Annotated in this window: 25 protein-coding genes and 1 tRNA gene; 18 read left to right on the forward strand and 8 right to left on the reverse strand. The window is 61.6% G+C overall.

Annotated features, from left to right (window positions below):
- Positions 1–101: 101 nt before the first annotated feature.
- On the forward strand, positions 102–1,343 hold the full coding sequence (locus tag OU800_RS21750) for a murein hydrolase activator EnvC family protein (RefSeq protein ID WP_268179425.1): 1,242 nt from the start codon (positions 102–104) through the stop codon (positions 1,341–1,343).
- Between the two features lie 47 nt (positions 1,344–1,390).
- On the forward strand, positions 1,391–2,704 hold the full coding sequence (locus OU800_RS21755) for a S41 family peptidase (protein ID WP_268179426.1): 1,314 nt from the start codon (positions 1,391–1,393) through the stop codon (positions 2,702–2,704).
- Positions 2,705–2,764: 60 nt separating this feature from the next.
- Here OU800_RS21755 and OU800_RS21760 read toward each other — a convergent pair whose 3' ends face one another.
- The 8 genes from OU800_RS21760 to OU800_RS21795 all read right to left on the reverse strand — a co-directional run bounded on the left by OU800_RS21760 (position 2,765) and on the right by OU800_RS21795 (position 9,538).
- Entirely contained in the window at positions 2,765–3,520 is a 756-nt protein-coding gene (locus OU800_RS21760; protein WP_268179427.1) for a substrate-binding periplasmic protein, read from the reverse strand.
- 73 nt (positions 3,521–3,593) lie between these two features.
- Entirely contained in the window at positions 3,594–4,343 is a 750-nt protein-coding gene (locus tag OU800_RS21765) for a substrate-binding periplasmic protein (protein ID WP_268179428.1), read from the reverse strand.
- 226 nt (positions 4,344–4,569) lie between these two features.
- On the reverse strand, positions 4,570–5,340 hold the full coding sequence (gene hisF / locus OU800_RS21770; protein WP_004374000.1) for an imidazole glycerol phosphate synthase subunit HisF: 771 nt from the start codon (positions 5,338–5,340) through the stop codon (positions 4,570–4,572).
- A 72-nt stretch (positions 5,341–5,412) separates the two neighbouring features.
- Positions 5,413–6,150, reverse strand: coding sequence for a 1-(5-phosphoribosyl)-5-[(5-phosphoribosylamino)methylideneamino]imidazole-4-carboxamide isomerase (gene hisA, locus OU800_RS21775; protein WP_268179429.1), 738 nt, complete (start codon positions 6,148–6,150; stop codon positions 5,413–5,415).
- A gap of 95 nt (positions 6,151–6,245) precedes the next feature.
- Positions 6,246–6,503 (reverse strand): DUF2164 domain-containing protein, encoded by a 258-nt coding sequence (locus OU800_RS21780; RefSeq protein ID WP_268179430.1) that lies wholly within the window; start codon positions 6,501–6,503, stop codon positions 6,246–6,248.
- Positions 6,503–7,141 (reverse strand): imidazole glycerol phosphate synthase subunit HisH, encoded by a 639-nt coding sequence (gene hisH, locus OU800_RS21785; RefSeq protein ID WP_268179431.1) that lies wholly within the window; start codon positions 7,139–7,141, stop codon positions 6,503–6,505. Before hisH ends, OU800_RS21780 begins: the two co-directional genes overlap by 1 nt.
- Positions 7,141–7,734, reverse strand: coding sequence for an imidazoleglycerol-phosphate dehydratase HisB (gene hisB, locus OU800_RS21790; protein ID WP_268179432.1), 594 nt, complete (start codon positions 7,732–7,734; stop codon positions 7,141–7,143). The genes hisH and hisB overlap by 1 nt, the downstream gene beginning before the upstream one ends.
- A gap of 145 nt (positions 7,735–7,879) precedes the next feature.
- Positions 7,880–9,538, reverse strand: coding sequence for an OFA family MFS transporter (locus tag OU800_RS21795; protein ID WP_268179433.1), 1,659 nt, complete (start codon positions 9,536–9,538; stop codon positions 7,880–7,882).
- 410 nt (positions 9,539–9,948) lie between these two features.
- On the opposite strand from OU800_RS21795, the gene OU800_RS21800 reads away from it, so the two are divergent.
- The 16 genes from OU800_RS21800 to dnaB all read left to right on the forward strand — a co-directional run bounded on the left by OU800_RS21800 (position 9,949) and on the right by dnaB (position 24,964).
- Entirely contained in the window at positions 9,949–12,174 is a 2,226-nt protein-coding gene (locus OU800_RS21800; protein WP_268179434.1) for an AsmA family protein, read from the forward strand.
- Positions 12,171–13,238: an A/G-specific adenine glycosylase gene (mutY, locus tag OU800_RS21805; RefSeq protein WP_268179435.1), complete on the forward strand. Its 1,068-nt coding sequence runs from the start codon at positions 12,171–12,173 to the stop codon at positions 13,236–13,238. The genes OU800_RS21800 and mutY overlap by 4 nt, the downstream gene beginning before the upstream one ends.
- Positions 13,235–13,507 (forward strand): oxidative damage protection protein, encoded by a 273-nt coding sequence (locus OU800_RS21810; RefSeq protein WP_268179436.1) that lies wholly within the window; start codon positions 13,235–13,237, stop codon positions 13,505–13,507. Before mutY ends, OU800_RS21810 begins: the two co-directional genes overlap by 4 nt.
- Before the next feature lie 177 nt (positions 13,508–13,684).
- Positions 13,685–13,760, forward strand: a tRNA-Phe gene (locus OU800_RS21815).
- A gap of 244 nt (positions 13,761–14,004) precedes the next feature.
- Entirely contained in the window at positions 14,005–14,778 is a 774-nt protein-coding gene (locus OU800_RS21820) for an ABC transporter ATP-binding protein (protein ID WP_268179437.1), read from the forward strand.
- Positions 14,779–14,793: 15 nt separating this feature from the next.
- The gene (locus OU800_RS21825) at positions 14,794–15,546 is read left to right on the forward strand and encodes an ABC transporter substrate-binding protein (RefSeq protein WP_268179438.1); all 753 of its coding nucleotides are present in this window, start codon (positions 14,794–14,796) and stop codon (positions 15,544–15,546) included.
- A gap of 54 nt (positions 15,547–15,600) precedes the next feature.
- Positions 15,601–16,296 carry an ABC transporter permease gene (locus OU800_RS21830; RefSeq protein ID WP_268179439.1) on the forward strand — a complete coding sequence of 232 codons (696 nt, stop codon included), beginning with the start codon at positions 15,601–15,603 and terminating at the stop codon, positions 16,294–16,296.
- A complete protein-coding gene (locus tag OU800_RS21835) occupies positions 16,293–16,985 on the forward strand; it encodes an ABC transporter permease (protein WP_268179440.1) in 693 nt (230 codons plus the stop codon). Before OU800_RS21830 ends, OU800_RS21835 begins: the two co-directional genes overlap by 4 nt.
- Positions 16,986–17,173: 188 nt before the next feature.
- Positions 17,174–18,391, forward strand: a complete 1,218-nt coding sequence (locus OU800_RS21840; RefSeq protein WP_268179441.1) for a methyltransferase — start codon at positions 17,174–17,176, stop codon at positions 18,389–18,391.
- Positions 18,392–18,906: 515 nt separating this feature from the next.
- The gene (locus OU800_RS21845) at positions 18,907–19,701 is read left to right on the forward strand and encodes a DUF3800 domain-containing protein (RefSeq protein ID WP_268179442.1); all 795 of its coding nucleotides are present in this window, start codon (positions 18,907–18,909) and stop codon (positions 19,699–19,701) included.
- Between the two features lie 329 nt (positions 19,702–20,030).
- Complete coding sequence (locus OU800_RS21850) at positions 20,031–20,858, forward strand: ParA family protein (RefSeq protein ID WP_268179443.1); 828 nt, start codon at positions 20,031–20,033, stop codon at positions 20,856–20,858.
- 1 nt (position 20,859) lies between these two features.
- Positions 20,860–21,603 (forward strand): hypothetical protein, encoded by a 744-nt coding sequence (locus OU800_RS21855; RefSeq protein WP_268179444.1) that lies wholly within the window; start codon positions 20,860–20,862, stop codon positions 21,601–21,603.
- Positions 21,600–21,902 (forward strand): hypothetical protein, encoded by a 303-nt coding sequence (locus OU800_RS21860; protein WP_268179445.1) that lies wholly within the window; start codon positions 21,600–21,602, stop codon positions 21,900–21,902. Before OU800_RS21855 ends, OU800_RS21860 begins: the two co-directional genes overlap by 4 nt.
- The gene (locus OU800_RS21865) at positions 21,902–22,366 is read left to right on the forward strand and encodes a hypothetical protein (protein ID WP_268179446.1); all 465 of its coding nucleotides are present in this window, start codon (positions 21,902–21,904) and stop codon (positions 22,364–22,366) included. The genes OU800_RS21860 and OU800_RS21865 overlap by 1 nt, the downstream gene beginning before the upstream one ends.
- Before the next feature lie 550 nt (positions 22,367–22,916).
- Positions 22,917–23,618, forward strand: coding sequence for a DUF2786 domain-containing protein (locus OU800_RS21870; protein ID WP_268179447.1), 702 nt, complete (start codon positions 22,917–22,919; stop codon positions 23,616–23,618).
- Complete coding sequence (gene dnaB, locus OU800_RS21875) at positions 23,615–24,964, forward strand: replicative DNA helicase (protein ID WP_268179448.1); 1,350 nt, start codon at positions 23,615–23,617, stop codon at positions 24,962–24,964. The genes OU800_RS21870 and dnaB overlap by 4 nt, the downstream gene beginning before the upstream one ends.
- The last annotated feature ends 29 nt before the right edge of the window (positions 24,965–24,993 follow it).

Raw genomic sequence — 24,993 nt, forward strand, 5'->3', positions numbered from 1 at the left:
GTCGTTTTCGCTCTTCTTGCCGCTTGTGGCTTGCAGCTTGCCGCTGCTTTTTTAGGCATACTAGGCGCCATTGCCGCCCCGTCTCAGGTGTCGCTCACTCCATGCGTCGTGTCCTCATCTTCGTTCTACTCAGCAGCCTGCTCGCTCCGGCCATGGCCGATCAGCGTGCCGATACCCAGCGCCAGCTAGAAGCGGCGCGTCAGGACGTCACCGAGCTGAAGAAGATGCTGGAGAAACTGCAGCAGGAGAAATCCGGCGTTCAGCAACAGTTGAAGAAAACTGAAACCGAGATGGGCGACCTGCAGAAGCAGGTCAACGAGCTGAAGCGTGAGCTCGACAGCAGCGAGACGGAAATCCAGCGCCTGGATCAGGAGAAAAAAAAACTCCAGAGCGCACGCAGTGAACAACAACGGCTGATCGCCATTCAGGCCCGCGCCGCCTATCAGAGCGGCCGCCAGGAATACCTCAAGCTGCTGCTCAACCAGCAGAATCCGGAAAAGTTCTCGCGCACCCTCACCTACTATGACTACCTGAGCCATGCGCGCCTGGAGCAACTCTCGGCATTCAACGAGACCCTGCGCCAACTGGCCAACGTCGAACAGGAAATCAGCAATCATCAGGCCCAACTGCAGGCGCAGAAGGCCGAGCTGGATCAGCGCCATGCCCAGCTCGCCGAGGCGCGCAAGGAACGCCAGCAGGCCCTGGCCAAGCTCAATAGCGAATTTTCCAGCCGTGACAAGCGCCTCAAGGCCCGCCAGCAGGAGCAAGCCGAGCTGGGCCGCGTGCTCAAGACCATCGAAGAAACCCTGGCGCGCCAGGCGCGCGAAGCGGAAGAGGCGCGCAAGCGCGAGCTGGCCGCCCGCGAAGCCCGCCCCAGCAGTAGCGGCAAGCCCGCTGCCAGCGCCCCCCTGGTCAGCTCCGGGGCCATCTATGGCGGGCCTTTTGCCAGCGCACGGGGCAAGTTGCCCTGGCCCGTCGATGGCCGATTGGTAGCTCGCTACGGAACCCCACGCGGCGATGATGCTCGTACTAAGTGGGATGGCGTCCTGATCGGCGCGCAGGCGGGCAGCCAGGTGCGCGCCGTGCACGGGGGACGCGTGGTTTTCGCAGACTGGTTGCGCGGCGCCGGTCTGTTAGTCATTCTCGACCATGGTAACGGCTATCTGAGCCTGTACGGCCATAATCAGAGCCTGCTCAAGCGAGCCGGTGACCTGGTCAAGGCGGGCGAAGCCATTTCCACGGTCGGAACCAGCGGCGGCCAGGCTACCCCGGCACTGTATTTCGCCATCCGCCAGAACGGTCGCCCGAGTGATCCGGCACAATGGTGCCGCGCGCAGGGATAACCAGGCTTGCTGCCTGGTGGCGCCTCATCCACTTAGGAGTTGTCTTCATGCCCCATCGCTTCCGCCCCACCTGCCTGGCTCTGGCCCTTGGTCTGTTGCTCGGCGCTCCCGCCCTGCAGGCTGCCGAGCCTGCCCCCGCGCCAGCGGCGAGCAGCAAGGCGGCGCCACTGCCACTGGATGAGCTGCGCACCTTCGCCGAGGTGATGGATCGCATCAAGGCCGCCTATGTCGAGCCGGTCAGCGACAAGACCCTGCTGGAGAATGCCATCAAGGGCATGCTCAGCAACCTGGACCCGCATTCGGCCTATCTGGAGCCAGACGCCTTCGCCGAGCTGCAGGAAAGCACCAGCGGCGAATTCGGTGGCCTGGGCATCGAGGTGGGCATGGAGGATGGCTTCGTCAAGGTGGTGTCGCCGATCGACGATACTCCGGCCTCGAAAGCCGGCATCCAGCCAGGTGACCTGATCATCAAGATCGACGGCCAGCCGACCAAGGGCCTGTCGATGATGGAAGCCGTGGACAAGATGCGCGGCAAGGCCGGCAGCGAGATCGAGCTGACCCTGGTGCGCGATGGCGGTCGCCCATTCGACATCACCCTGACCCGCGCGGTGATCAAGGTGCGCAGCGTCAAGAGCCAGTTGCTGGAAGATGGTTACGGCTACCTGCGGATCTCGCAGTTCCAGGTCAACACTGGCGAGGAAGTGGGCAAGGCGCTGACCAAGCTGCGCAAGGAAAACGGCAACAAGAAGCTGCGCGGCCTGGTGATGGATCTGCGCAACAACCCGGGCGGCGTGCTGCAGGCGGCGGTGGAAGTGGCCGACCACTTCCTCAAGAGCGGCCTGATCGTCTACACCGAAGGGCGCCTGGCCAACTCCGAGTTGCGCTTCAACGCCGACCCGGCCGATGCCAGCGAGGGCGTGCCTCTGGTGGTATTGATCAATGGCGGCAGCGCCTCGGCCTCGGAAATCGTCGCCGGTGCCTTGCAGGATCACAAACGCGCCGTGCTGATGGGCACCGACAGCTTCGGCAAGGGCTCGGTGCAAACCGTGCTGCCGCTGAACAACGACCGCGCGTTGAAGCTGACTACAGCGCTGTACTTCACCCCCAACGGCCGCTCGATCCAGGCGCAGGGCATCGTTCCGGACATCGAGGTGGAGCGCGCCAAGGTCACCCGTGAGCAGGATCCCGAAGGCATCAAGGAAGCCGATCTGCTCGGCCACCTGGGCAATGGCAATGGCGGCGCCGACCGCCCGAGCAAGGCCGCGCAGGCCTCTCGCAAAGAGCGCCCGCAGGATGACGACTATCAACTGAGCCAGGCGCTGAACCTGCTCAAGGGGTTGAACGTCACCCGCGACGAGTGAGGCCAGACGCGCAATGAAAAAGCCCGGACATGCAGTCCGGGCTTTTTCATTGCGCAGCCGTTACAAGTAGTTGTTGGTCACTTCGTCGATGTAGCCCTCAGCGCGCATGGCGTCCAGCGCCTGCTGCAGCCGCTGCACCACCTCGTCGGGAGTATCCTTGTTCAGGGCCAGGTACAGCTCGGCATCCTTGAAACGCAACACGGTATTGAGGCCGGTAACGTCTTCCTGCTTGGCCAGGTAGCGGCCTACCGGGTCGGTGGTGGCCCACAGGTCGATCTGCCCGCGCACCAGCTTCTTCACGTTCTCCTGGTCACGCAGGGCGTTGATCGGCGCCAGGCCCTGGCTTTCCAGATTCTGGCTGACGGCGTCGTTCTTGTAGGCACCGATACGATACTTGGCCGCCTCCTTCAGGCTCGACACCTTGATGTCGCTACCCGGCGCCGCGAGCAGCACCCAGCCGGTCTTGGCGATGGGGCCAACCCACTTGAACAGCGGCTTGCGCTCCTCGGTGTAGGTGGTGGAGAACAGGCCGTAGTTGGGCTTGTCCAGGGTCAGGCGATACAGGCGATCCCAGGGAAAGCGCAGGGTCAGGGTGTAGTTGATGCCGGCGCGCTTGAACATCTCACGGACGATATCGGCACTGATGCCATCGATCGAGTCGTCACGGGCGAAGTTCTTGTCATCGATCGCCATGTTGAACGGCGGGAAATTCTCGGTCAGCAGGATCACCTTGTAATCCTGCGGCAGTTCCGCATGGGCGATACCGGCGCCGAGGCACAGGACAAACAGCAGACGTTGACTCAGTTTCTTCAGCATAAGAGCGACTCCCCAGACTTCATATCGATAGGATCGGCCCACCGCCGAGAGCACCCGCTCCCGCACGGCGCACTCACATGTAGTTTCTCTGTATCTCGTCCAGCACACCTTCGGCACGCATCTGTTCCAGAGCGGCCTGCAGGCGCTTCACCAGCTCATCCGGGGTTTCCCGGTTCAATGCCAGATAAAGTTCGGCACTGTTGAAACGCAGCACCACCTTCAAACCGCTGACGCCCTCCTGCCTGGCCAGGTAGCGCCCAGCGGGATCGCCCGTGGCCCACAGGTCGATCTGCCCGGTCATCAGCTTGCGCGCATTTTCCTGGTCGCGCAGCGAGGTGCTGTGCTCGACCCCGTGCTCGCTCAGGTACTCGGAAATGGCATCGCCCTTGTAGGCACCGATCCGGTACTGGCTGGCCTGTTCCAGGCTGTCGAGCTTCATATCGCTATCGCCCTTGGCCAGCATCACCCAGTCGTCCGGGCCGATGGGCCCGACCCACTTGAAGAGCTGTTCACGCTCGGGCAGACGCGCCGCGACGAATACGCCATAGCCCGGCTTTTCCAGCGCCAGCTTGTAGATGCGATCCCAGGGAAAGCGCAGGGTCAGACTGTAGGGCACCTCCGCCCGCTTGAACATTTCCCTGACGACATCCACGGCAATGCCTTCGATGTTTTCCTCATGCGCGAAATTCTTGCCATTGGTGGCCATGTTGTAGGGCGGGAAATTCTCGGTCAGCAGCACCACAGGTTCGCTCAACTCGGCGCGCACACTGCTGGCCAGCACCACAAGCGTGCTTCCCAGCAACATCAACATGCGTTTCAACATGGTATTTCTCGTATTCAGCAAAGCAGACCGCGCGAGGATAACCCCCATACCGGCCTCGGCACAGTGATCGATAGCCGTCTGCTGCCATCATCTGGACGAATGTGCCACTACGTGACGAAGTTCACAGTAGCAAGTTCTGCACCAGGGCCATTAGCCCCGGGAATAGGAGAAGCGCAGGGAGCGAACGTGGCCAGGGGCGCCCTGCCCGCCCCTGGCAGCGCTGCGATCAGCGCACCACGATACCGCGACTGGCCAGGTAGGCCTTGGCTTCCGGCACGGTGTATTCGCCGAAGTGGAAGATGCTCGCGGCCAGCACCGCATCGGCCTTGCCTTCGAGAATGCCGTCGGCCAGGTGCTGCAGGTTGCCGACACCACCGGAGGCGATCACCGGCACGCGCACGGCCTCGCTGATGGCGCGGGTCACGCCGAGGTCGTAGCCGCTCTTCACGCCGTCCTGATCCATGCTGGTCAGCAGAATTTCACCGGCGCCCAGACCTTCCATCTTGCGTGCCCACTCCACGGCATCCAGGCCGGTGGGTTTGCGCCCGCCATGGGTGAAGATTTCCCAGCGGCCCGGCTCGCCCGGCGCGGAGACGCGCTTGGCGTCGATGGCGACGACGATGCACTGCGAGCCGAAACGTGCAGCGGCCTCACCAACGAACTCGGGGTTGAACACCGCAGCGGTGTTGATCGATACCTTGTCGGCGCCGGCATTGAGCAGGTTGCGGATGTCCTGCACAGTGCGCACGCCGCCACCGACGGTGAGCGGGATGAACACCTGGCTGGCCATGCGCTCGACGGTATGCAGGGTAGTGTCACGGCCATCGACGCTGGCGGTGATGTCGAGGAAGGTGATCTCGTCGGCGCCCTGCTCATCGTAGCGACGAGCGATCTCCACCGGATCGCCGGCATCGCGGATATTCTCGAACTTGACGCCCTTGACCACGCGGCCATTGTCCACGTCGAGGCAGGGGATGATGCGTTTAGCCAGTGCCATGTCGACTTCTCTCGTAGGGTGCGCCGCGCGCACCGATAAACCGTCAGCGGTGCGCACTGCGCACCCTACTCATTAACCTTTGAAGCTATCGCAGAAGCTCTGCGCCTCGGCCACGTCGAGGGTGCCTTCGTAGATAGCACGGCCGGTGATGGCGCCGATGATGCCGGGCGCACGCGCCAGCAGCAGCTTCTCGATATCGCCGAGGTTGTGGATGCCGCCGGAGGCGATCACCGGAATGCGGCTGGCAGCGGCCAGCGCGGCGGTGGCTTCGACGTTGCAGCCCTGCATCATGCCGTCTTTGGCAATGTCGGTATAAACGATGGCCGACACGCCATCGGCCTCGAAGCGCCTGGCCAGGTCGGTGGCCTGCACGCTGGACACCTCGGCCCAGCCATCGGTGGCGACGAAACCGTCCTTGGCATCCAGGCCGACGATCACCTTGCCGGGAAAGGCCTTGCACGCCTCGCTGACGAACTCGGGCTCCTTCACTGCCTTGGTGCCGATGATCACGTAGCTGACGCCAGCGCGCACGTAGTGCTCGATGGTTTCCAGGGTGCGTATGCCGCCGCCGATCTGGATCGGCAGGGTCGGATAACGCTTGGCGATGGCGGTGACCACTTCACCATTGACCGGCTGCCCCTCGAAGGCGCCGTTCAGATCGACCAGGTGCAGACGACGGCAGCCACCCTCGACCCACTTGGCAGCCATGCTCACCGGGTCATCGGAGAACACCGTGGAGTCTTCCATGCGGCCCTGGCGCAGACGCACGCAAGCGCCGTCCTTGAGATCGATAGCGGGGATAATCAGCATGTCTTTTTTCCTAACGTCAAAAAGAGCGGCAAGCTGCAAGCCTCGAGCTGCAGGCAGGCGCATTCGTTTCTCTTGCAGCTTGCGGCTTGTCGCTTTCAGCTACCTTTTTCGAGTGCCCAGAGGTCGCTCTCGATGCTCTCGAACCTGTCTTTCAGGTGCGCCTGCACATCGAGAATCGCCTTGTTGTAGTAGTGTGGTGCCAATTCGCGGGTGATCAGGTCGAGCACTTCCTGCACCTCGAAGGTGCCTAGCTGCAGCTCGAAACGCTCATCGAGAAAACGCTGCAACAGCAGCAATGCGGCCTGCTCCTGGGCAGGCTCCAGCGCCAGGCTCGGCACCTTGGCGCGGGCCATTACCAGCGGCCGTCCCAGGCGATGAAGTTCTGCAGCAACTGCAGGCCGTGGCTGTGGCTCTTCTCCGGATGGAACTGCACGGCGAAGCGCGAGCCTTCGGCCAGCGCGGCGGCGAAGTCCTTGCCGTAGTGGCCGCGACCGACCACCTGCTGCGGCTTGCCGGCCTCGATGTAATAGCTGTGCACGAAATAGAAACGCGCATGATCGGGGATGTCGTGCCACAGCGGGTGCTTCACCGCCTGCGCCACTTCGTTCCAGCCCATGTGCGGCACCTTGAGGCGTTCGCCGTCCTCGGCCAGATCCTTGCCGAAGAAGCGCACCTGGCCGGGGAACAGGCCGATGCAGTCGACGCCGTCGTTTTCCTCGCTGCGCTCGAGCAGCGCCTGCATGCCGACGCAGATGCCAAGGAACGGTCGGTCGGCGCTGACTTCACGCACCAGCTCGTCGAAGCCCAGGCGTTTGATCTCGGCCATGCAGTCGCGGATCGCGCCGACGCCGGGGAACACCACCCGATCCGCCTCGCGGATCACCTTGGCGTCCGCGGTCACCAGCACGCGGCCGGCGCCGACGTGCTCCAGCGCCTTGGCCACCGAGTGCAGGTTGCCCATGCCATAGTCGATGACGGCTACGGTCTGCATCAGAGGCTTCCCTTGGTCGACGGCATCTGCCCAGCCATGCGCGGGTCGAGTTCCACCGCCATGCGCAGGGCACGGCCGAAGGCCTTGAACACGGTCTCGATCTGGTGGTGGGTGTTGTGCCCACGCAGGTTGTCAATGTGCAGGCTGACCTGGGCGTGGTTGACGAAGCCCTGGAAGAACTCCTGGAACAGGTCGACATCGAAGCCACCGACCACGGCGCGAGTGAACGGCACGTGCATCTGCAGGCCGGGGCGACCGGAAAAGTCGATCACCACGCGCGACAGCGCCTCGTCCAGCGGCACGTAGGAGTGGCCGTAGCGGGTCATGCCCTTCTTGTCGCCGACGGCCTTGGCGAAAGCCTGGCCAAGGGTGATGCCGACGTCTTCGACGGTATGGTGGTCGTCGATATGCAGGTCACCCTTGCAGTGGATGTCGAGGTCGATCAGGCCATGACGGGCGATCTGGTCGAGCATGTGCTCGAGGAAGGGCACGCCAATGTCGAAGTTGGCCTTGCCAGTACCATCCAGATTGATAGAGACCTTGACCTGGGTTTCCAGGGTGTTGCGCTCGACGGATGCCGTACGTTCGGCCATCACCAGCTCCACGAATTGCCAACGGAAAAAGGCCAGCATTATAGGCGTGCCGCGGCCGCAACGGCTACCGGCGATGGTCGGACGGCCAGAATGAAAAAGCCCGTGCAGGCGCGGAGCCTGCACGGGCTTTTCGGCAAACGCGGCGTTACTGGAACAGTACGACGGTCTTCTGCAGGGTAATCCATACACCCCAGGCCAGCGGAATGCCCACCACCAGCCAGGCGGCGATGACCAGCGGCTTGCTCGACGGATCGGCCGACCACTCCAGCGCGCCCGCTGCCGGGGTGGATTTCTCGCCATGGGCACGCTCGGCGGCCAGCTCGGCCTCGCTCATGAAGTACTTGGGCGCAACCGGGCGCACCAGGGCGTTGCAGATGAAGCCCAGCACCAGCAGGCCAGCGAGGATGTACAGGGTGATGTCGTAGGCTGCGGCCTTCTCCACACCGATACTCAACTGGTACTCGCGCAGGTAGTTGACCAGCACCGGGCCGAGCACACCGGCTACCGCCCAGGCAGTCAGCAGACGACCGTGGATGGCCCCGACCATCTGCGTGCCGAACAGGTCGGCCAGGTAGGCCGGCACGGTGGCGAAGCCACCGCCGTACATCGACAGGATGATGCAGAAGGCCAGCACGAACAGCGCCAGGCTGCCCAGATGACCGAGCATCGGCACCGAAGCGTAGAGCGCCAGACCCAGGCCGAAGAACACGAAGTAGGTGCCCTTGCGGCCGATGAAGTCCGAGCAGGAGGCCCAGAAGAAGCGGCCGCCGATGTTGAACAGGCTGAGCAGGCCGGTGAAGCCCGCCGCGATCGCGGCGATCTGCGCGAGCTGAGCCGCGTCGAGCTGGTTGAAGCTCAGGTCGACACCGATCAGCTTGCCGGCGAAGACTTCCTGCAGCAGCGGCGAAGCCATGCCGATGATGCCGATGCCCGCCGATACGTTCAGGCACAGTACGGCCCAGACCAGCCAGAACTGCGGCGTTTTCAGCGCGGTATCGACGTGCACGTGCCCCTTGGTGATCATCGCGTTGTTGGCCTTGGCCTCTGGCGCAGCCCAGCCTGCCGGCTTCCAGCCGGTCGGCGGCACGCGATAAGCCAGTGCACCGCCCATCATGAAGATGAAGTAGATCACCGCCATGACCACGAAGCTCTGCCACACGCCGACGCTATCCGGGGTGGCGAAGTGGTTCATCAGCATCGCTGCCAGCGGCGCACCGACCATGGCACCGCCGCCGAAGCCCATGATCGCCATGCCGGTGGCCATGCCGCGCTTGTCCGGGAACCATTTGATCAGGGTGGACACCGGCGAGATGTAGCCCAGGCCCAGGCCGATACCGCCGATCACCCCCGAGCCCAGCCACAGCAGCCAGATCTGATGGGTGTAGACGCCCAGCGCGGAAATCAGCAGACCGCCACACCAGCACAGCGCCGATACCATGCCGGCCTTGCGCGGGCCGGCATGCTCCAGCCAGCCACCCCAGATGGCAGCCGAGCAGCCGAGGAAGACGAAGAACAGGGTGTAAACCCAGCCGAGCATGGAAATCTGCCAGTCGCAGTTGCTGGCGAATATCTGCTCGAAGAAGCCCATTTCCGGGGCGCAGGCCGTGGCGGCGGTGATACCCACAGCCTTGGACAGCGGCAGCCAGAACACCGAGAAGCCATAGGCCATACCGATACACAGGTGAATAGCGAGCGCGGCTGGCGGAACCAGCCAACGGTTGAAGCCGGGGCGCGCGATGATGCGTTCCTTGGAGAGGAATGCAGGCTTCGCCGCAACGCCGTTCAATGCAAGGGCGTCAGTCATAGCAGAGTCTCTATTTATGGTTGCAGACAAAGGCGCACGCGACAGCAGCCTGGCGCCAAAGTTTGCAGAGAGTAGCACCGAGCCGCGACAAAACGTCGCATAAGAATGATCTTTTTGCTTTTTTTTGCTTTTTTTCCGAGTTTTCGGCAAATCACAAAAGACAGCCTCTATTGCATGATAGAGGCCATCGATTCAAAGGCCATTACGGCCAGGTGCAATCAAGGTTGCCCAGGTTCGAGTGCAGACTCCTCGAACAAGGAACCGCTCATCCTCTTCCCGATCCAACCCCCTGCCGGTTCTCTCTGTGGCCAGGCTGTGGCACGGCCACAGGCCAACCGAACCTATCGCGACGGCGCTTGACGTTATACTGGGCGCCCTTTCATTCCAGCCATCGAAACAAGGACTCGTCCATGAAAGCGCTTGGCAAGATCCTCGGCCTCTTCCTTCTCGGATTGCTGCTGATCATAGTGGCGCTGCTGTTCGCCCTGACCCACCTGTTCGACCCCAACGACTACAAGGATGAGATTCGCCAGATCGCTCACGACAAGGCCAATCTCGACCTGCAACTCAAGGGCGACATCGGCTGGAGCCTGTTCCCCTGGCTCGGCCTGGAACTCACCGACGCCACCCTGGCCAGCGCCGACACCCCGGACAAGCCCTTCGCCGACCTGCGCATGATCGGCCTGTCGGTACGTGTACTGCCGCTGCTGCGCAAGGAAGTGCAGATGAGCGATATCCGCGTCGACGGCCTCAACCTCAACCTGCAGCGCGACGCCAAGGGCCATGGCAACTGGGAAGGCGTCGGCCGCCCGGCCAAGACCGACGGCAGCGAACAGCCCCCGGCCGAGCAGCCGCCGGTGGCGGACACCGAGCCCGGCACTGAACCGGGCAAATCCACCGCGCAACCGCTGAAACTGGATATCGACAGCCTGACCCTGAGCAACTCGCGCATCGACTACAACGATGCGCAGAAAGGCCAGCAATTCACCGTAGAGAACATCGAACTGAAGACCGGTGCTATCCGCGAAGGCGCCAGCATCCCGCTCAAGCTCAGCGCCTTCTTCGGCACCAACCAGCCGGTGCTGCGTGCGCGCAGCGAACTGGAAGGCTCGCTGCGCTTCGACCGTGCCCTCAAGCGCTACCAGCTCGAAGATCTCAAGCTGGCCGGCGAAGCCTCGGGCGAGCCACTCAATGGCAAGACCCTGAATTTCTCCGCCCAGGGGCAGTTGCTGCTCGACCAGGCCGCCAATATCGCCGAATGGAACGGCCTCAAGCTGTCCGCCAACCAATTGCGCGCCCTGGGCGAGCTCAAGGTGCGAGAGCTGGACAAGGACGCCAAGCTCGCCGGCGGCCTGTCCATCGCCGCACTCAACCTGCGCGAATTCCTCGATGGCATCGGCGTCGAACTGCCGCCCATGCGTGATGCAGGCAGCCTCAGCCAGTTCGAGCTGGTCAGCCGCCTCAACGGCTCGAGCAAGGGGCTGATGCTGGAAAACCTCGACCTCAAGCTCGACGGCAGCAGCTACAGCGGCAGCCTGGGCGTGGCCGACTTCGCCAAACAGGCGCTGCGCGCCGATCTCAAGGGCGACAAGCTCGACCTCGACCGCTACCTGCCACCCAAGAGCAAGGACAGCGCCGCCGCCGCGCGCCAGTCGGAGGTCAAAGCCAGCATCGCCGATGCCGGTTCCAGCGGCACCACGCCGCTGCCCAACGCCCCGACTCAGCAGGCCTGGAGCGACGAGAAAGTGCTGCCTATCGAGCGCCTGCGCAGCCTCGATCTGCAGCTTGCGCTGAGCCTCGGCCAGCTCACCTTCGACCAGCAGCCCTTCACCGACGTGACCCTCAAGGCCAATGGCCGTGGCGGCCTGATCACCCTGGAAGACGTGCGCGGCAAACTGCAGGGCGGCAGCTTCAGCGGCAGCGGGCGCATCGACGTGCGCCAGGCCGAGCCGATGATCAGTGTCGAGAAGCGGCTCAGCCGCATCCCCGTGGAACCCTTCCTCAAGAAGGAGGATCAACCCTCGCCCATCCGCGGGCTGCTGGATCTGGACGCCAAGTTCAACACCCGCGGCAACAGCCAGAAAGCCTGGATCGAGGCGCTCAACGGCAATGCCAGCTTCGTCCTCAACGATGGCGTGCTGGTCGGCGCCAACCTCGAACAGCAACTGTGCCGTGGCATCGCCACCCTCAACCGCAAGACCCTGAGCAACCCGCCGAGTGGCAAAGACACCCCCTTCCGCGAACTCAAGGGCAGCCTCAGCGTGCGCGATGGCGTGGCCCACAACCCGGATCTGGCCGCGCAGGTGCCAGGGCTGGCGGTCAGCGGCAACGGTGACCTGGATCTGCGCGTGCTCGGCCTGGACTACAAGGTGGGCATCACCATCGAGGGCGACCAGCGGGAAATGCCCGACCCGGCCTGCCAGGTCAACGAGCACTATGTCGGCATCGAATGGCCGCTGCGCTGCCGTGGCCCGCTGGAGCTGGGCGCCAAGGCCTGCCGCCTGGATCAGGACGGCCTGGGCAAGATCGCCGCGCGCCTGGCCGGCAACAAGCTGACCGAGAAGCTGGAAGAGAAGCTCGGCGACAAGGTCAGCCCGGATCTGAAGGACGCACTCAAGGGCCTGTTCAACCGATGAGCCCCGAGCAGTTCAACAGCGCCGTGCTGGCCTGGTACGACCAGCACGGGCGCAAGGATCTGCCCTGGCAGCAGAACATCACCCCCTACCGCGTCTGGGTTTCGGAAATCATGCTGCAGCAGACCCAGGTCAGCACCGTGCTCGGCTACTTCGACCGCTTTATGGCCGCGCTCCCCACAGTGCGCGACCTGGCCGAGGCGCCCGAGGACGAAGTGCTGCATCTATGGACAGGCCTGGGCTACTACACTCGTGCACGCAACCTGCAGAAAACCGCGCAGATCGTCATGCGCGAGCACGGCGGCGAATTCCCCCGCAGCGTCGAAGCCCTCAGCGAGCTGCCCGGCATCGGCCGCTCCACGGCCGGCGCCATCGCCAGCCTGAGCATGGGCCTGCGTGCGCCGATCCTCGACGGCAACGTCAAACGCGTGCTGGCGCGCTACGTGGCGCAAGAGGGCTACCCAGGCGAGCCCAAGGTGGCCAAGCAACTCTGGGACGTAGCCGAGCGCCTCACCCCGCACGAGCGCGTCGGCCACTACACCCAGGCGATGATGGATCTTGGCGCCACCCTCTGCACCCGCAGCAAACCCACCTGCCTGCTGTGCCCGGTGCGCAGTGGCTGCCAGGCGCACCTGCTCGGCCTGGAGATTCGCTACCCGGTGCCCAAGCCGCGCAAGGCACTGCCGCAGAAGCGCACCCTGATGCCGCTGCTGGTCAACCAGGCGGGCGACATCCTGCTCTATCGCCGCCCGGCCACCGGCCTGTGGGGCGGGCTGTGGAGCCTGCCGGAGCTGGACGACCTGGCCCAGCTCGACGACCTCGCCGGGCAGCAGCAGTTAAGCCTCGGCAAACGCCGCGAACTGGAAGGCCTGACCCACACCTTCAGCCACTTCCAGCTAGCCATCGAACCCTGGCTGATCGAGGCCACCGAGCAGCCCGGCCGCGTGGCCGAGGCCGACTGGCTCTGGTATAACCTCGCCACCCCGCCGCGCCTGGGCCTCGCCGCCCCGGTGAAGAAGCTACTGAAACGCGCGGCGCAAGCCATTACCGCTGGAGAATCGACATGACCCGCACCGTACAGTGCCGCAAATACAAACAGGAACTGCCCGGCCTGGATCGCGCGCCCTACCCCGGCCCCAAGGGCGAAGACATCTTCAATAACGTTTCCAAGCAGGCCTGGGACGAGTGGCAGAAACACCAGACCATGCTGATCAACGAACGCCGCCTGAACATGATGAACGCCGAGGATCGCAAGTTCCTCCAGGTGGAGATGGACAAGTTCCTTTCCGGTGAGGAATACGCCCAGGCCGAAGGCTACGTACCGCCGAGCGAGTAAGGGCAACCATGGGACGGCTTCGGGTAGGGTGCGCCATGCGCACCAGCCGTCAGGCTCTCGATAGCGGTGCGCACAGCGCACCCTACCGCCATGAACCTAAGCGCCCGAAATAATTAAATATTTTTCAAACCTGCGCTTGACACTGACCCTTCAAATCCGTCTAATAGCGCCCCGTTGGCCCAGGTAGCTCAGTTGGTAGAGCAGGGGATTGAAAATCCCCGTGTCGGCGGTTCGATTCCGTCCCTGGGCACCACTGATTGATTACAAGAAGCCTCAGCCATGCGCTGGGGCTTTTTGCTTTCTGCTCCGACAATAATCGCGCGTCATTTTTCGCCTGCGCGACAAGCTGCTGCAACCAGGCGACACCCTGGGCACGGACCCGCCTTCAGGCCGGCAAACGGCTTGGCGGTCACGAAACCGCTATGCTAGCTTGGCCGCCTGCCAGGACGGTCTGCAGCCCGCCGGAGCGCTATCGAAGAAGAAGAGGATTCCACCCCATGGCCGAGGCGACGCCCGCGCTGGACATTCGCAACCTGCACAAACGCTACGGCGACCTCGAAGTGCTCAAGGGCATTTCCCTGACGGCCAAAGACGGCGACGTCATCTCCATCCTCGGCTCCTCTGGCTCCGGCAAGTCCACCTTCCTGCGCTGCATCAACCTGCTGGAGAACCCGCACGAAGGGCAGATCTTCGTCGCCGGTGAGGAGCTCAAGCTCAAGGCCGCGAAGAACGGCGAGCTGGTGGCCGCCGACAATCAGCAGATCAACCGCCTGCGCAGCGAGATCGGCTTCGTCTTCCAGAACTTCAATCTGTGGCCGCACATGAGTGTGCTCGACAACATCATCGAGGCACCGCGCCGCGTGCTCGGCCAGAGCAAGGCCGAGGCCATCGAAGTGGCCGAAGCGCTGCTGGCCAAGGTCGGCATCGCCGACAAGCGCCACGTCTACCCCAACCAGCTTTCCGGTGGTCAGCAACAACGCGCGGCCATCGCGCGCACCCTGGCCATGCAGCCCAAGGTCATCCTGTTCGACGAACCCACTTCGGCCCTCGACCCGGAGATGGTACAAGAAGTGCTTAACGTGATCCGCGCGCTTGCCGATGAAGGGCGCACCATGCTGCTGGTGACCCACGAGATGAACTTCGCTCGCCAGGTATCCAGCGAAGTGGTGTTCCTGCATCAGGGTCTGGTCGAGGAACAGGGGCCACCGGCCCAGGTGTTCGACAACCCGCTATCGGCTCGCTGTAAACAATTCATGTCCAGCAATCGCTAACACGGAGCAAACCCCATGCACAGTTACAAGAAGATCCTGCTGGCTGCGGCCGCTACCCTGGCCTTCGGCACCCAGGCCATCGCTGCCGACAAGCTGAAGATCGGCACCGAAGGCGCCTACCCGCCCTTCAACCTGATCGACGCCAGCGGCAAGGCCACCGGCTTCGACGTCGAGATCGGCCAGGCCCTGTGCGCCAAGATGAAGGTCGAGTGCGAGGTGGTCACCTCCGACTGGGACGGCATCATCCCGGCGCTCAATGCCAAGAAGTTCGACTTCCTCATCGCCTCCATGTCGATCACCGACGAACGCAAGCAGGCCGTGGACTTCACCGATCCCTACTACACCAACAAGCTGCAGTTCATCGCCCCCAAGGATGCTGACTTCAAGACCGACAAGGCAAGCCTCAAGGGCAAGGTGATTGGCGCCCAGCGTTCGACCATCGCCGGCACCTGGCTGGAAGAGAACCTCGAAGACGTCGTCGATATCAAGCTCTATGACACCCAGGAAAACGCCTACCTGGATCTGGCTTCCGGTCGCGTCGATGGCGTGCTGGCGGACAAGTTCGTCAACTGGGAATGGCTCAAGAGCGATGCCGGCAAGGACTTCGAGTTCAAGGGCGAGCCGGTGTTCGATAACGACAAGATCGGCATTGCCGTGCGTAAGGGCGACCCGCTGCGCGAGAAACTCAACACCGCACTGAAGGAAATCGTCGCTGACGGCACCTACAAGCAGATCAACGACAAGTACTTCCCGTTCAGCATCTATTGATGCGCCCCGGCGCCCCGAACCGGGGCGCCCCTGCACCGACTAGAAACCAAGACCATGATTCTTGACCTGCATGGCTTCGGCAACCAGCTTGCCGAAGGCACGCTCATGACCATCAAGCTCTCGCTGGCCGCCGTGTCGGCGGGACTGCTCCTGGGTCTGCTGGGCGCCGTCGCCAAGACCTCCCGCTTCCGCGCCCTGCGTGCGCTGGCCACGCTCTACACCACGGTGGTGCGTGGCGTGCCCGAAACGCTATGGGTGCTCATGGTCTACTTCGGTACCGTCAGTGGTCTGAATGCCCTGGGCAGCCTGTTCGGCCATCCCGACCTGGCGCTGTCGCCCTTCGCCGCTGGTACCTGCGCCCTGGCGCTGTGCTTCGGCGCCTATGCCACGGAAGTGCTGCGCGGCGCCCTGCTGGCGATCCCCAAGGGCCACCGTGAAGCCGGGCAGACGCTCGGACTTTCCTCGGCACGGATCTTCTGGCGCATCATCCTGCCGCAGGTCTGGCGTGTCGCCCTGCCCGGCCTGGGCAACCTGTACCTGGTGCTGCTCAAGGACACCGCGCTGGTCTCGCTGATCTCCCTCGACGAGATCATGCGCAAGGCCAGCATCGCCTCCAACGCCACCAAGGAACCCTTCACCTTCTACCTGACGGCGGCGCTCATCTACCTGGGCCTGACCGTCGTCGCCATGACCATCATGCACCTGGCGGAAAAACGCGTCAGTCAGGGCTTCACGAGGAACGAGCTATGAGCGAGTGGGAACTGCTCGCCAAGTGGACGCCCAAGATGCTCGAGGGCGCCCTGCTCACCCTGGAGCTGCTGGGCCTGTCGGCCATCATCGGCCTGATACTCGCCGTGCCGCTGGGTATCGCCCGCGCATCCCGGCACTGGTACGTGCGCGCCCTGCCCTACGGCTACATCTTCTTCTTCCGTGGCACCCCGCTGCTGCTGCAACTGGCCCTGGTGTACTACGGGCTGGCGCAGTTCGAGGCCGTGCGCAAGAGCATGCTCTGGCCTTACCTGCGCGATCCGTTCTTCTGCACCCTGCTGGCCATGTCGCTGCACACGGCAGCCTATATCGCCGAGATTCTGCGCGGCGCCATCCAGGCCATTCCCAAGGGAGAAGTGGAAGCGGCGCGTTCGCTGGGCATGTCGCGCAGGCAGGCGCTGCTGTACATCATCCTGCCACGCGCCGCGCGCATCGCCCTGCCGGCCTACAGCAACGAGGTCATCCTCATGCTCAAGGCCAGCGCCGTGGTCTACACCGTGACCCTGTACGACCTGATGGGCATGGCCAAGACCATTGCCGCGAAGAACTACCAGTACATGCTGTTCTTCTGCTACGCCGGCCTCTTCTACCTGCTCATCACCCTGGTGCTGACCCTGATGTTCCGCTGCCTGGAGCGCTGGCTGCGGGTCGACGCCAGCCAAGGCCGCTGATACGCCGCCATGCCGGTGTAGGCGCGAACATTCGCGATAGGCTTTGGCTCCGTGCCTGGCCAGATCGCGAATGAATTCGCTCCTACAGGATTGGGCAGTCCCCTGACTGACTGGCATCAGGCGCTACCCGGTAGTTCTTCCACAGCCTGCTAGAATCCGCGATTCCCGACCCTGCCCAGTTGTGCACCATGCCAGACACCATCCTCCAAGGCCCTGTACTGCTCGAACGCTTTCAGGCACTCGACGCCTGGATCGATGAGCACCAGCGGCTCTGGCGCCCCAAGCCCTTCACCCACTTGCAACTGCCCTGGGAAGGCGACTGGCCCGAACTCGCCACCTGGCTGCGCAGCCGCACCCTGGAACAAGCCGAGGCCGACCACGGCGAACCCTGGACGCTCGATGCCCCCGCCCCGTTCCGGAAATGGGCAGTGCAAGCGCGTGAGCTGGCCAGCGTCGGCAGCCTGCCAGGCAGAGCCGATGAGATTCCACCCAGTGCGCGCCATCTGCACGATATTCCCGGACGTAAACTGGAGCAGATCCAAGCCTTCGCCAGCCGCCTGCAGTTCAATACTGCTCCCAGCCACTGGCTCGATTGGTGCTCGGGCAAAGGCCACCTGGGACGCTGGCTGGCCCGTGGCGGACAACAGCTGACCTGCCTGGAATACGACCCAGCCCTGGTGACAGCGGGCGCCGCCCTCAGCCAGCGCCTGAACATCGCCGCCGAGCACCTGTGCCAGGACGTCATGGCTGATGACGCCAGCTTGCGCCTGCAACCCGAGCACAGCCCGGTGGCCCTGCATGCCTGTGGCGACCTGCACGTGCGCCTGCTGCAACTGGCCAGTACCAAGGGCTGCATGCACCTGGCCGTGGCACCCTGCTGTTACAACCGCATCAGCACGGCGCACTATCGGCCACTCAGCATTGCGGCCCAGGCCTCCAGCCTGCACCTTTCCCGCGATGACCTGGACCTGCCCTTGAGCGAAACCGTCACCGCCGGCGCCCGCACCAGACGCCAGCGAGATCGCTCGATGGCCTGGCGCCTGGCGTTCGACCTGCTGCAGCGACGCCTGCGCGGCACGGATCAATACCTCACCACCCCCGCTCTGGCCAGCCACTGGTTCGATAAGCCCTTCGCCGAGTTCTGCCGCGACCTGGCCACCCTGCGAGATGTCCCCGCCCCTGGTGATGAAGATTGGCCTGCGCTGGAGGCCCAGGGCTGGCAACGCCTGGCCATGGTGCGCAACCTGGAGCTGGTTCGCGGCCTGTTTCGCCGCCCGCTGGAACTCTGGTTGCTGCTCGACCGCGCCCTCTACCTGCAGGAGCAGGGCTACGACGTACGCCTGGGCAGCTTCTGCGATTACCGCCTCAGCCCACGCAACCTCCTGCTGCTGGCCGAGCGCTCCTGAGTTGCTCACAGAAGCTGTGGATAACTCTGTTGATGCTGACTGGGCAACTGCCTGCAACGACCGCGCAGAAAGGCCCGCGCATAGCTGATCATTTTCTGAACAGTAACGCTAAACCCTAGATAAAACAGCCACTTGCAGAAAAGCGTGATGAAAGTCAAACCTTTCATGCCTGCCGCTGGAAGATAAATTCCGATTGTGCATAAGCCAGCGGACGCTGATAGCGCGCAACAGGAATCTTGGGCAAGATCGTGGCTTTATTTGGATCCAATGCGGCACTACCGCCGCCCTAGCTCAGTTACTTCCTGCTTAGAAAATGCATCACCACACCTATCGCGGCGGCCTACTCCACCATAAGGTGCCGCTGAGCTTGCAAAAAGCAAGAGTGCCGGTGTATTCTTCGGCACTGAGTCAGGAGCGCTGTCGATTACGGTGCGATGGACGATTGCTCCACCTGGCTTACCGAACTCTAACGGGCTGCTTATTGCAGCCCGTTTTCGTTTGTCTGGGAGAAAGGGATGTACCTACTGTATTTGGACGAATCAGGTCACGAACACGATCCGAACACCGACTTCTTTGTTCTCGCCGGATTTGCCATCTTTGAACGGCAGACGCATTGGCTTGAGTCGAATATAACTCCAATTGCAGCTCGTTTTAATCAGCAAGATCCAGCAGACATTGAGTTCCATGGCTCACCGATGTATGGAGCCAAAGAGAGCTGGTCAGGGATCGCACCAACAGAGCGCGTCCAAGCGCTCGTCGACGTCCTATCGCTGCTTCAAAATCACCAGCTCCAACTACGTGTGTTTGCCTCAGTAATCGAAAAATCCACGATGCCTGCTAATCAGATCCTGGAGCGATCCTTTGAGGCAGTTGCCCATCAGTTTGACCAGTACTTGGCAGATATGTGGACACGAAAGAAAGACGCCCAGAGAGGATTGGTCGTTTGCGACAAAGCCTCCTATGAGCAGAAACTCCAAGCTCTGTCGTCTCTATTCAAACACAAAGGCCACAACCTAGGCCGCCTGCGAAACTTCGCTGAAGTACCGCTATTCCTCGATTCAAAGGCGTCCCGCTTGATCCAAATGGCCGACCTGATTGCTTACTGGATTTTTCGTTACTACCAATCGAAGGACGACCGTGGCTTCAAGCTAATCGAGCCATATATTCTTCGCCGGCAGCAAGCTAGGGTTGGCTTGGTGACATCCGTGACACAGCAGACCGAAGATGCCCTAGCCGCCATCCAACCGCACAAATACCCCTTCCCGGATCCAACGCCCTGCCGCACACCACACGGGAACGAAGAGGGATAATCGTAGTCGCTTCGTCAACTCGTTCCGTAGGTGGTTCAAATACCTTTAGCTTCATCTAGCTGGGAGTTATCACCAGCGCACTAATGAGAGCTAGATCAGACATCTGAAATCGTGCCAACAAAGCTGGCCATCAAAGCATCGAAACAGGTCAGAACTGGTTTACAGCTCTTAACCAATCGCTATAATGGCGCCCCCACCTATGCCGGTATAGCTCAGCTGGTAGAGCAACTGACTTGTAATTCGTTGCATCAGATCGGCCAGCACATTCAGCACTCGTCATGGCGACAAGCCATGAGTTCTCGTTTGATCCATCAAACGAGGCGAGTGTCATGCAAGTTACAGCTACCTATTCGACGAAAGGCGGCACCGGAAAAACCACTGGGTCGGCCAACCTCGGTGCGCTTTCAGCCGACGCGGGTCTACGTACCCTTCTGATCGATCTCGATACCGGTCAGCCTACCCTCTCTAGCTATTTTCCCCTCGAGTACACAGCGCCTGGCGGCGTGTACGACCTGCTTGTTCACAACACGGTCGATGCTGAAAAGATCATCTCCAGGACTGAGATCCCAAACCTGGACATCATTCTCTCGAATGACCCTCACAATCAGCTGGAAACCTTGCTGCTACATGCGCCAGATGGCCGGCTTCGCCTGCGTACTCTGCTTGCGCGACTTCCAAACAACTATGACCTGGTGATCATCGACACCAAGGGTGCAGCAGCAGTCACTGTCGAAGCAGCACTGGTCGCAGCCGACAACGCCATTTCCCCGCTCTACCCCGAGATGCTGGCCGCGCGGGAATTCAATCGCGGAACGTTGCAACTGCTCCAGGGCGTCAACAACCTGCGCCGCACCCTGGGCCTCTGTGAGTTACCGTTGAACGTCGTGTTCAATCGCCAGGACAAAACAAACGATGCTCGTGACATCGCCCTGGAAATTCGCGACATGCTCAGAACGATGGGCGCTAGCGTCAAAGTGCTGGGGACTCATATCCCTGCATTGGTGACTTACCGAGTAGCGGCCTCGAACGGCGTGCCGGCACATCACCTCGAACGCTCCACCCCCTCCAATCGACGTACAGCATCTGCCCTCCAGACGATGAAGTCTGTCGCTTGCGAGGTTTGGCCAAGCTGGACACAACGCTTCGAGGGGGTGTGACATGCCCAAGATGTCAAACCTCACTCGAGCAGATGGCATCACTGCGGATGTCGTCGTCGAGCTGAGCCAGTTCTACAGCTCCAATGAGCTCCGCTCGGTTCAATCCAAGCTGACAGGCAATGCCCGCGAACTTCGCAACCTGGTAGACAGCCACACACTACTGGGCCGTATAGGCGCAAAACTATCGCTTGAACAGCGGCAACTGCTCAAGAATGCAGCTCAACTCATCGACTCGGTCAACGAGAACATCACGCACGCCAAAGAACGCAAGAAACGCAGCGAGGATGCGAAGGCTGCGTGGAGGAAACAGCGCGAGAAAGAAGCCCAAAACGTATGTAACAAGGCGTTCCCGTTGCCGCATGAAACGCTCGAGCAGAAGCTGGAGATCATCAAGCTGGCTCTGGTGCTTCACCGTCTTGGTGTCTACCAAGACTTCCGCCCCGGTTTGAAATTCCATCACGCGCTCCGTGAGGAGGTCACAGACTTTTCCAGGCTTATTGGCTGGTCGATCCCAAAGTGGAAGCTATCTCGACTCGCCGATCACCGACGAGACATTCTCCAGAGCATTCAATCTGCAATCACCTATGAACTGGACGACCGCAGCGTCCAGGAACAGCTCGAAGAGCTCCAACAGCGCGTTGCCAATTCTAGGGATCATGTGCTCGCGGATCCGCTGGCGGTCGAGACCCTCCGCATCTGGTCAGAAGCATTAGCTGAAGACGCGAATTCGGAGGGTCAGCCATGAACCGCTCACTTCCGAAGCTAGCGGCTTATGCAGTCGCATTACTCTCGCTTTCCGTCGTTACTGGCGCCATGTACACGAGCTGGATGCTGGCCAGCTTGGCGAAAGCCAGAGCCTCAATTTCGGATGTTCCGGCGCCCGACGCTCTGTACCTACATGCCCTGTTGATGCTGCCTCTTTTCTTCCTGATCGGACTGCTCCTAGGCGTAATGGGCACAGCCATCACTCTTGAGCATCCCGTTACAGCCTCTGGGGAGAAGACCGAGGATGCCCTGCCAACAGCCAAACGAGGTAATGCCTGATGCCAAGCGCAATCATTCATTTTCAAGACCACGGACAGGACTTTCTGCGTTGGCAGGTTGATGAACAGGGTGTTGTAACGGGCTGCTGGCCTTTTCAAAAGCAGATCTGGTGCGGCCTGCAGATCACGAATCTTTCCAAGCTGAAAGCGGGCGAACTCGTTCACCACAATCGTTTCGGTGAAGAGGGAAGCATTCGCTATCCAGTCAAAGCGATGATTCCCCTTTCCCCTGTGGAGGTAACGGTTCGTCTTGACGGGGATGGTTACATCACCAGCTCTGTCAGGGGTTTCAAGGTGTCCTGCACACATAGCTCTGAGTACCCCGTACATGCGCTGGCTAGAAAGCTCTTCCCAGATCACGAATGCAAGGTGGAACAGCTCCCCTGTGAGCGATCAGACCGCATCGACAGCAAGTGGTTGATTACACCGTTCCTGGAGGGCTCCCTGCATGCCTCTGATCAGTAACTCCGATTTCAACCAAACCACGCTCAAGCAACTGGTCGACACAATAGGGCTGCTGTCAGGGGGCATCGGGACTGCCATCACTCTCAAGTATCCCTCGGCAGCATCTGGCACGAAGACAGAGCAGGCCGGGCCGTATGAATGTGGAGGGAACTGCAATGGCAACGGCTGAAATTGCGACTTGCATTGGCTGCGGATGCGATGACAACCACGCCTGTTGGGACAATAAGGCGGGCCAACCGTGTGGTTGGCTTCGGATCGATCGTGAGACGGGCCTGGGCGTTTGTAGTGCTTGCCCAGAGCATACAGATCGCTGGGATCTGGGTGATACAACGAGTGCCGGCAGCATAACGCTGATCAGTAACTCTGACTTTGATACCACTACCCTCAAGCAGCTAGTCGACTCGGCGGAGGGGATGAGCAGGGACACCTACGATCTGGTGCATCTGACGCTCGAATCTGGCCGAGAGATGATCCTGCTAGCGGTTACAGGTGAAAACCTAGATTCGGTTGGAATGATCCTGGATGGCGTTCGCGAACTGCGGAGGGCCATATGATGGATCAGGATAAGGCTCTCGAAAAAGCACTCAAATGCCTCGCGCGCGCCGAAGGAACAGACTCGGAGCATGAAGCCGAAACAGCCCTGCGCCAGGCCAGAGCGCTCATGGACAAGTATCACCTCGATATGGGTGACGTACTCGCTGCCGGCGTAGTCGAGCACCAGGTTCGTTGCGGCACCAAATCCAAGCCTACGAACTGGATGTTTCGGCTGGCCAGCGTCTGCGCAGACGCCTTCAACTGCCAGGTGGTTGGCTCCCCCTACCAAGCCCGAGGCTGGCATTTCCGTTTCTACGGTATCGGCATGTCGAGCGAGCTGGCCAGCCACGCTTACTCAATGCTTCATCACCAATTGGTGAAAGCCCGTAAAGCCTTCGTTGCTAAACAGTCGCGTTGCAAGCTCGCAACCAAACGCAGGCGTGGCGATCTCTTCGCGCAAGGGTGGATTGATGCGGTCTCCACGAAGGTTCAGCAGTTTGCAGGAGCTGATCAGACCACGATCACAGCACTACTCGCATACGAAGCCAAACACTTCGCAGATGCGACTACCCAGGAGCTGAAGCGAGTAGAGGCCCGCCGCGCTCATGACGCCAAAGCATCAGAACATGGCCGGTCTGCAGGCCGTCATGCTCATTTGCTCAGAGGCGTCCACCAGACTCCGCCGGCTGCCCTCCAGTACGGAGGGGCCGGTCGATGAGCGATATTCAATTCCTACCCCCTCACTCCATCGAGGCCGAACAATCGGTACTCGGCGGGTTGATGCTGGATAACTCGGCCTGGGATCTGATCGCAGACATCGTTGGCGCCGACGACTTCTATCGCGCAGAGCATCGGCAGATCTTCATCGCCATCACGCGACTGGCTGACCAAGGTCAACCAATCGACGTGGTGACCGTTGGGGAAGAGCTGCACAAAGACAGCAGCGACGTCGGCCTGGCTTACCTGGGAGAGCTCGCGAAGAACATACCTTCGGTGGCCAATATCGTGGCCTACGCGAACGTGGTCGCCAAACGCGCACATCTCCGCAAGCTGATCAGTCTCGGCAACGATACTGCACGCATGGCCTATGAGCCGGACGCAAGCGTTGAGGCAGTTCACGAGGAATGCGAGGCACGGCTCTTTGCACTGAACCAGGCGAACTCGAAATCTGACTTCGTCAACCTTACTGATGCACTGGTGGGTGTCGTCGATGAGATCGACCGAAATTTCAATAGCGACTCCAGCCTGACCGGAGTGCCCACCGGGCTCGATGACCTCGATGCAGTAACGGCAGGCCTACAGCCCGCGGATTTGATCATCGTGGCTGGCCGTCCATCCATGGGTAAAACCTCACTGGTGCTCAACTGGATCAAGCCGATCCTGGACGCTAAGCCTGACAAGACAATCCAAGTGTACAGCCTGGAAATGCCTGCGCGCCTGCTGCTCTATCGGATGCTTGCCCAGATAGGACACCTGGACGCGAATGCTCTGATGAAGGGTGACCTGCAAGACGAAGACTGGCCAAGGCTGACCCATGCAGTAGCGATGATGAAGCAGATGGAAGGTCGCTTGATCATCGACGACGAGGCCGGGATATCGCCAACCGCGCTGCGTGCTCGAGCACGCCGGGCTGCCCGCAAGTTCGGCGCTCCCGCCGCCATCATGATCGACTACCTGCAACTGATGCGCGTAACCGGGCGCGAGAACCGCAACCTCGAGATTGCGGAGATCAGTGGCGCTCTGAAGGGCGTGGCCAAAGAGTTCAACTGCCCGGTCATCGCTCTTTCTCAGCTCAACCGCGCAGTAGAGCAACGCCCCAACAAACGCCCGGTGAATGCTGATCTTCGGGAGTCAGGAGCAATTGAGCAAGACGCGGACATCATCATGTTCGTGTACCGCGACGAGGTCTACCACCCCAACACCGAGGACAAGGGGGTAGCCGAGCTCATTTTCGGCAAGTTCCGAAATGGCCCGACAACGACCGTTCGCACGGCCTTCATTGGCCGCGAAACCCGATTCGCCAACTTGTCAGCTCGGTCGCTGGCTGAAGGAGTCCGCGTATGACGCTGCTCTCCCCCACCCACTGGTGCAGA

The organism is Pseudomonas sp. GOM7 (assembly GCF_026723825.1).
Classification (GTDB): Bacteria; Pseudomonadota; Gammaproteobacteria; order Pseudomonadales; family Pseudomonadaceae; genus Aquipseudomonas.

What these genes read in the sequence shown, in the direction of transcription:
- OU800_RS21750 (WP_268179425.1), top strand. Translation starts at nt 102, where the DNA reads ATGCGTCGTGTCCTCATCTTCGTTCTACTCAGCAGCCTGCTCGCTCCG.
- OU800_RS21755 (WP_268179426.1), top strand. Translation starts at nt 1,391, where the DNA reads ATGCCCCATCGCTTCCGCCCCACCTGCCTGGCTCTGGCCCTTGGTCTG.
- OU800_RS21760 (WP_268179427.1), bottom strand. Translation starts at nt 3,520, where the DNA reads ATGCTGAAGAAACTGAGTCAACGTCTGCTGTTTGTCCTGTGCCTCGGC.
- OU800_RS21765 (WP_268179428.1), bottom strand. Translation starts at nt 4,343, where the DNA reads ATGTTGAAACGCATGTTGATGTTGCTGGGAAGCACGCTTGTGGTGCTG.
- hisF (WP_004374000.1), bottom strand. Translation starts at nt 5,340, where the DNA reads ATGGCACTGGCTAAACGCATCATCCCCTGCCTCGACGTGGACAATGGC.
- hisA (WP_268179429.1), bottom strand. Translation starts at nt 6,150, where the DNA reads ATGCTGATTATCCCCGCTATCGATCTCAAGGACGGCGCTTGCGTGCGT.
- OU800_RS21780 (WP_268179430.1), bottom strand. Translation starts at nt 6,503, where the DNA reads ATGGCCCGCGCCAAGGTGCCGAGCCTGGCGCTGGAGCCTGCCCAGGAG.
- hisH (WP_268179431.1), bottom strand. Translation starts at nt 7,141, where the DNA reads ATGCAGACCGTAGCCGTCATCGACTATGGCATGGGCAACCTGCACTCG.
- hisB (WP_268179432.1), bottom strand. Translation starts at nt 7,734, where the DNA reads ATGGCCGAACGTACGGCATCCGTCGAGCGCAACACCCTGGAAACCCAG.
- OU800_RS21795 (WP_268179433.1), bottom strand. Translation starts at nt 9,538, where the DNA reads ATGACTGACGCCCTTGCATTGAACGGCGTTGCGGCGAAGCCTGCATTC.
- OU800_RS21800 (WP_268179434.1), top strand. Translation starts at nt 9,949, where the DNA reads ATGAAAGCGCTTGGCAAGATCCTCGGCCTCTTCCTTCTCGGATTGCTG.
- mutY (WP_268179435.1), top strand. Translation starts at nt 12,171, where the DNA reads ATGAGCCCCGAGCAGTTCAACAGCGCCGTGCTGGCCTGGTACGACCAG.
- OU800_RS21810 (WP_268179436.1), top strand. Translation starts at nt 13,235, where the DNA reads ATGACCCGCACCGTACAGTGCCGCAAATACAAACAGGAACTGCCCGGC.
- OU800_RS21820 (WP_268179437.1), top strand. Translation starts at nt 14,005, where the DNA reads ATGGCCGAGGCGACGCCCGCGCTGGACATTCGCAACCTGCACAAACGC.
- OU800_RS21825 (WP_268179438.1), top strand. Translation starts at nt 14,794, where the DNA reads ATGCACAGTTACAAGAAGATCCTGCTGGCTGCGGCCGCTACCCTGGCC.
- OU800_RS21830 (WP_268179439.1), top strand. Translation starts at nt 15,601, where the DNA reads ATGATTCTTGACCTGCATGGCTTCGGCAACCAGCTTGCCGAAGGCACG.
- OU800_RS21835 (WP_268179440.1), top strand. Translation starts at nt 16,293, where the DNA reads ATGAGCGAGTGGGAACTGCTCGCCAAGTGGACGCCCAAGATGCTCGAG.
- OU800_RS21840 (WP_268179441.1), top strand. Translation starts at nt 17,174, where the DNA reads ATGCCAGACACCATCCTCCAAGGCCCTGTACTGCTCGAACGCTTTCAG.
- OU800_RS21845 (WP_268179442.1), top strand. Translation starts at nt 18,907, where the DNA reads ATGTACCTACTGTATTTGGACGAATCAGGTCACGAACACGATCCGAAC.
- OU800_RS21850 (WP_268179443.1), top strand. Translation starts at nt 20,031, where the DNA reads ATGCAAGTTACAGCTACCTATTCGACGAAAGGCGGCACCGGAAAAACC.
- OU800_RS21855 (WP_268179444.1), top strand. Translation starts at nt 20,860, where the DNA reads ATGCCCAAGATGTCAAACCTCACTCGAGCAGATGGCATCACTGCGGAT.
- OU800_RS21860 (WP_268179445.1), top strand. Translation starts at nt 21,600, where the DNA reads ATGAACCGCTCACTTCCGAAGCTAGCGGCTTATGCAGTCGCATTACTC.
- OU800_RS21865 (WP_268179446.1), top strand. Translation starts at nt 21,902, where the DNA reads ATGCCAAGCGCAATCATTCATTTTCAAGACCACGGACAGGACTTTCTG.
- OU800_RS21870 (WP_268179447.1), top strand. Translation starts at nt 22,917, where the DNA reads ATGATGGATCAGGATAAGGCTCTCGAAAAAGCACTCAAATGCCTCGCG.
- dnaB (WP_268179448.1), top strand. Translation starts at nt 23,615, where the DNA reads ATGAGCGATATTCAATTCCTACCCCCTCACTCCATCGAGGCCGAACAA.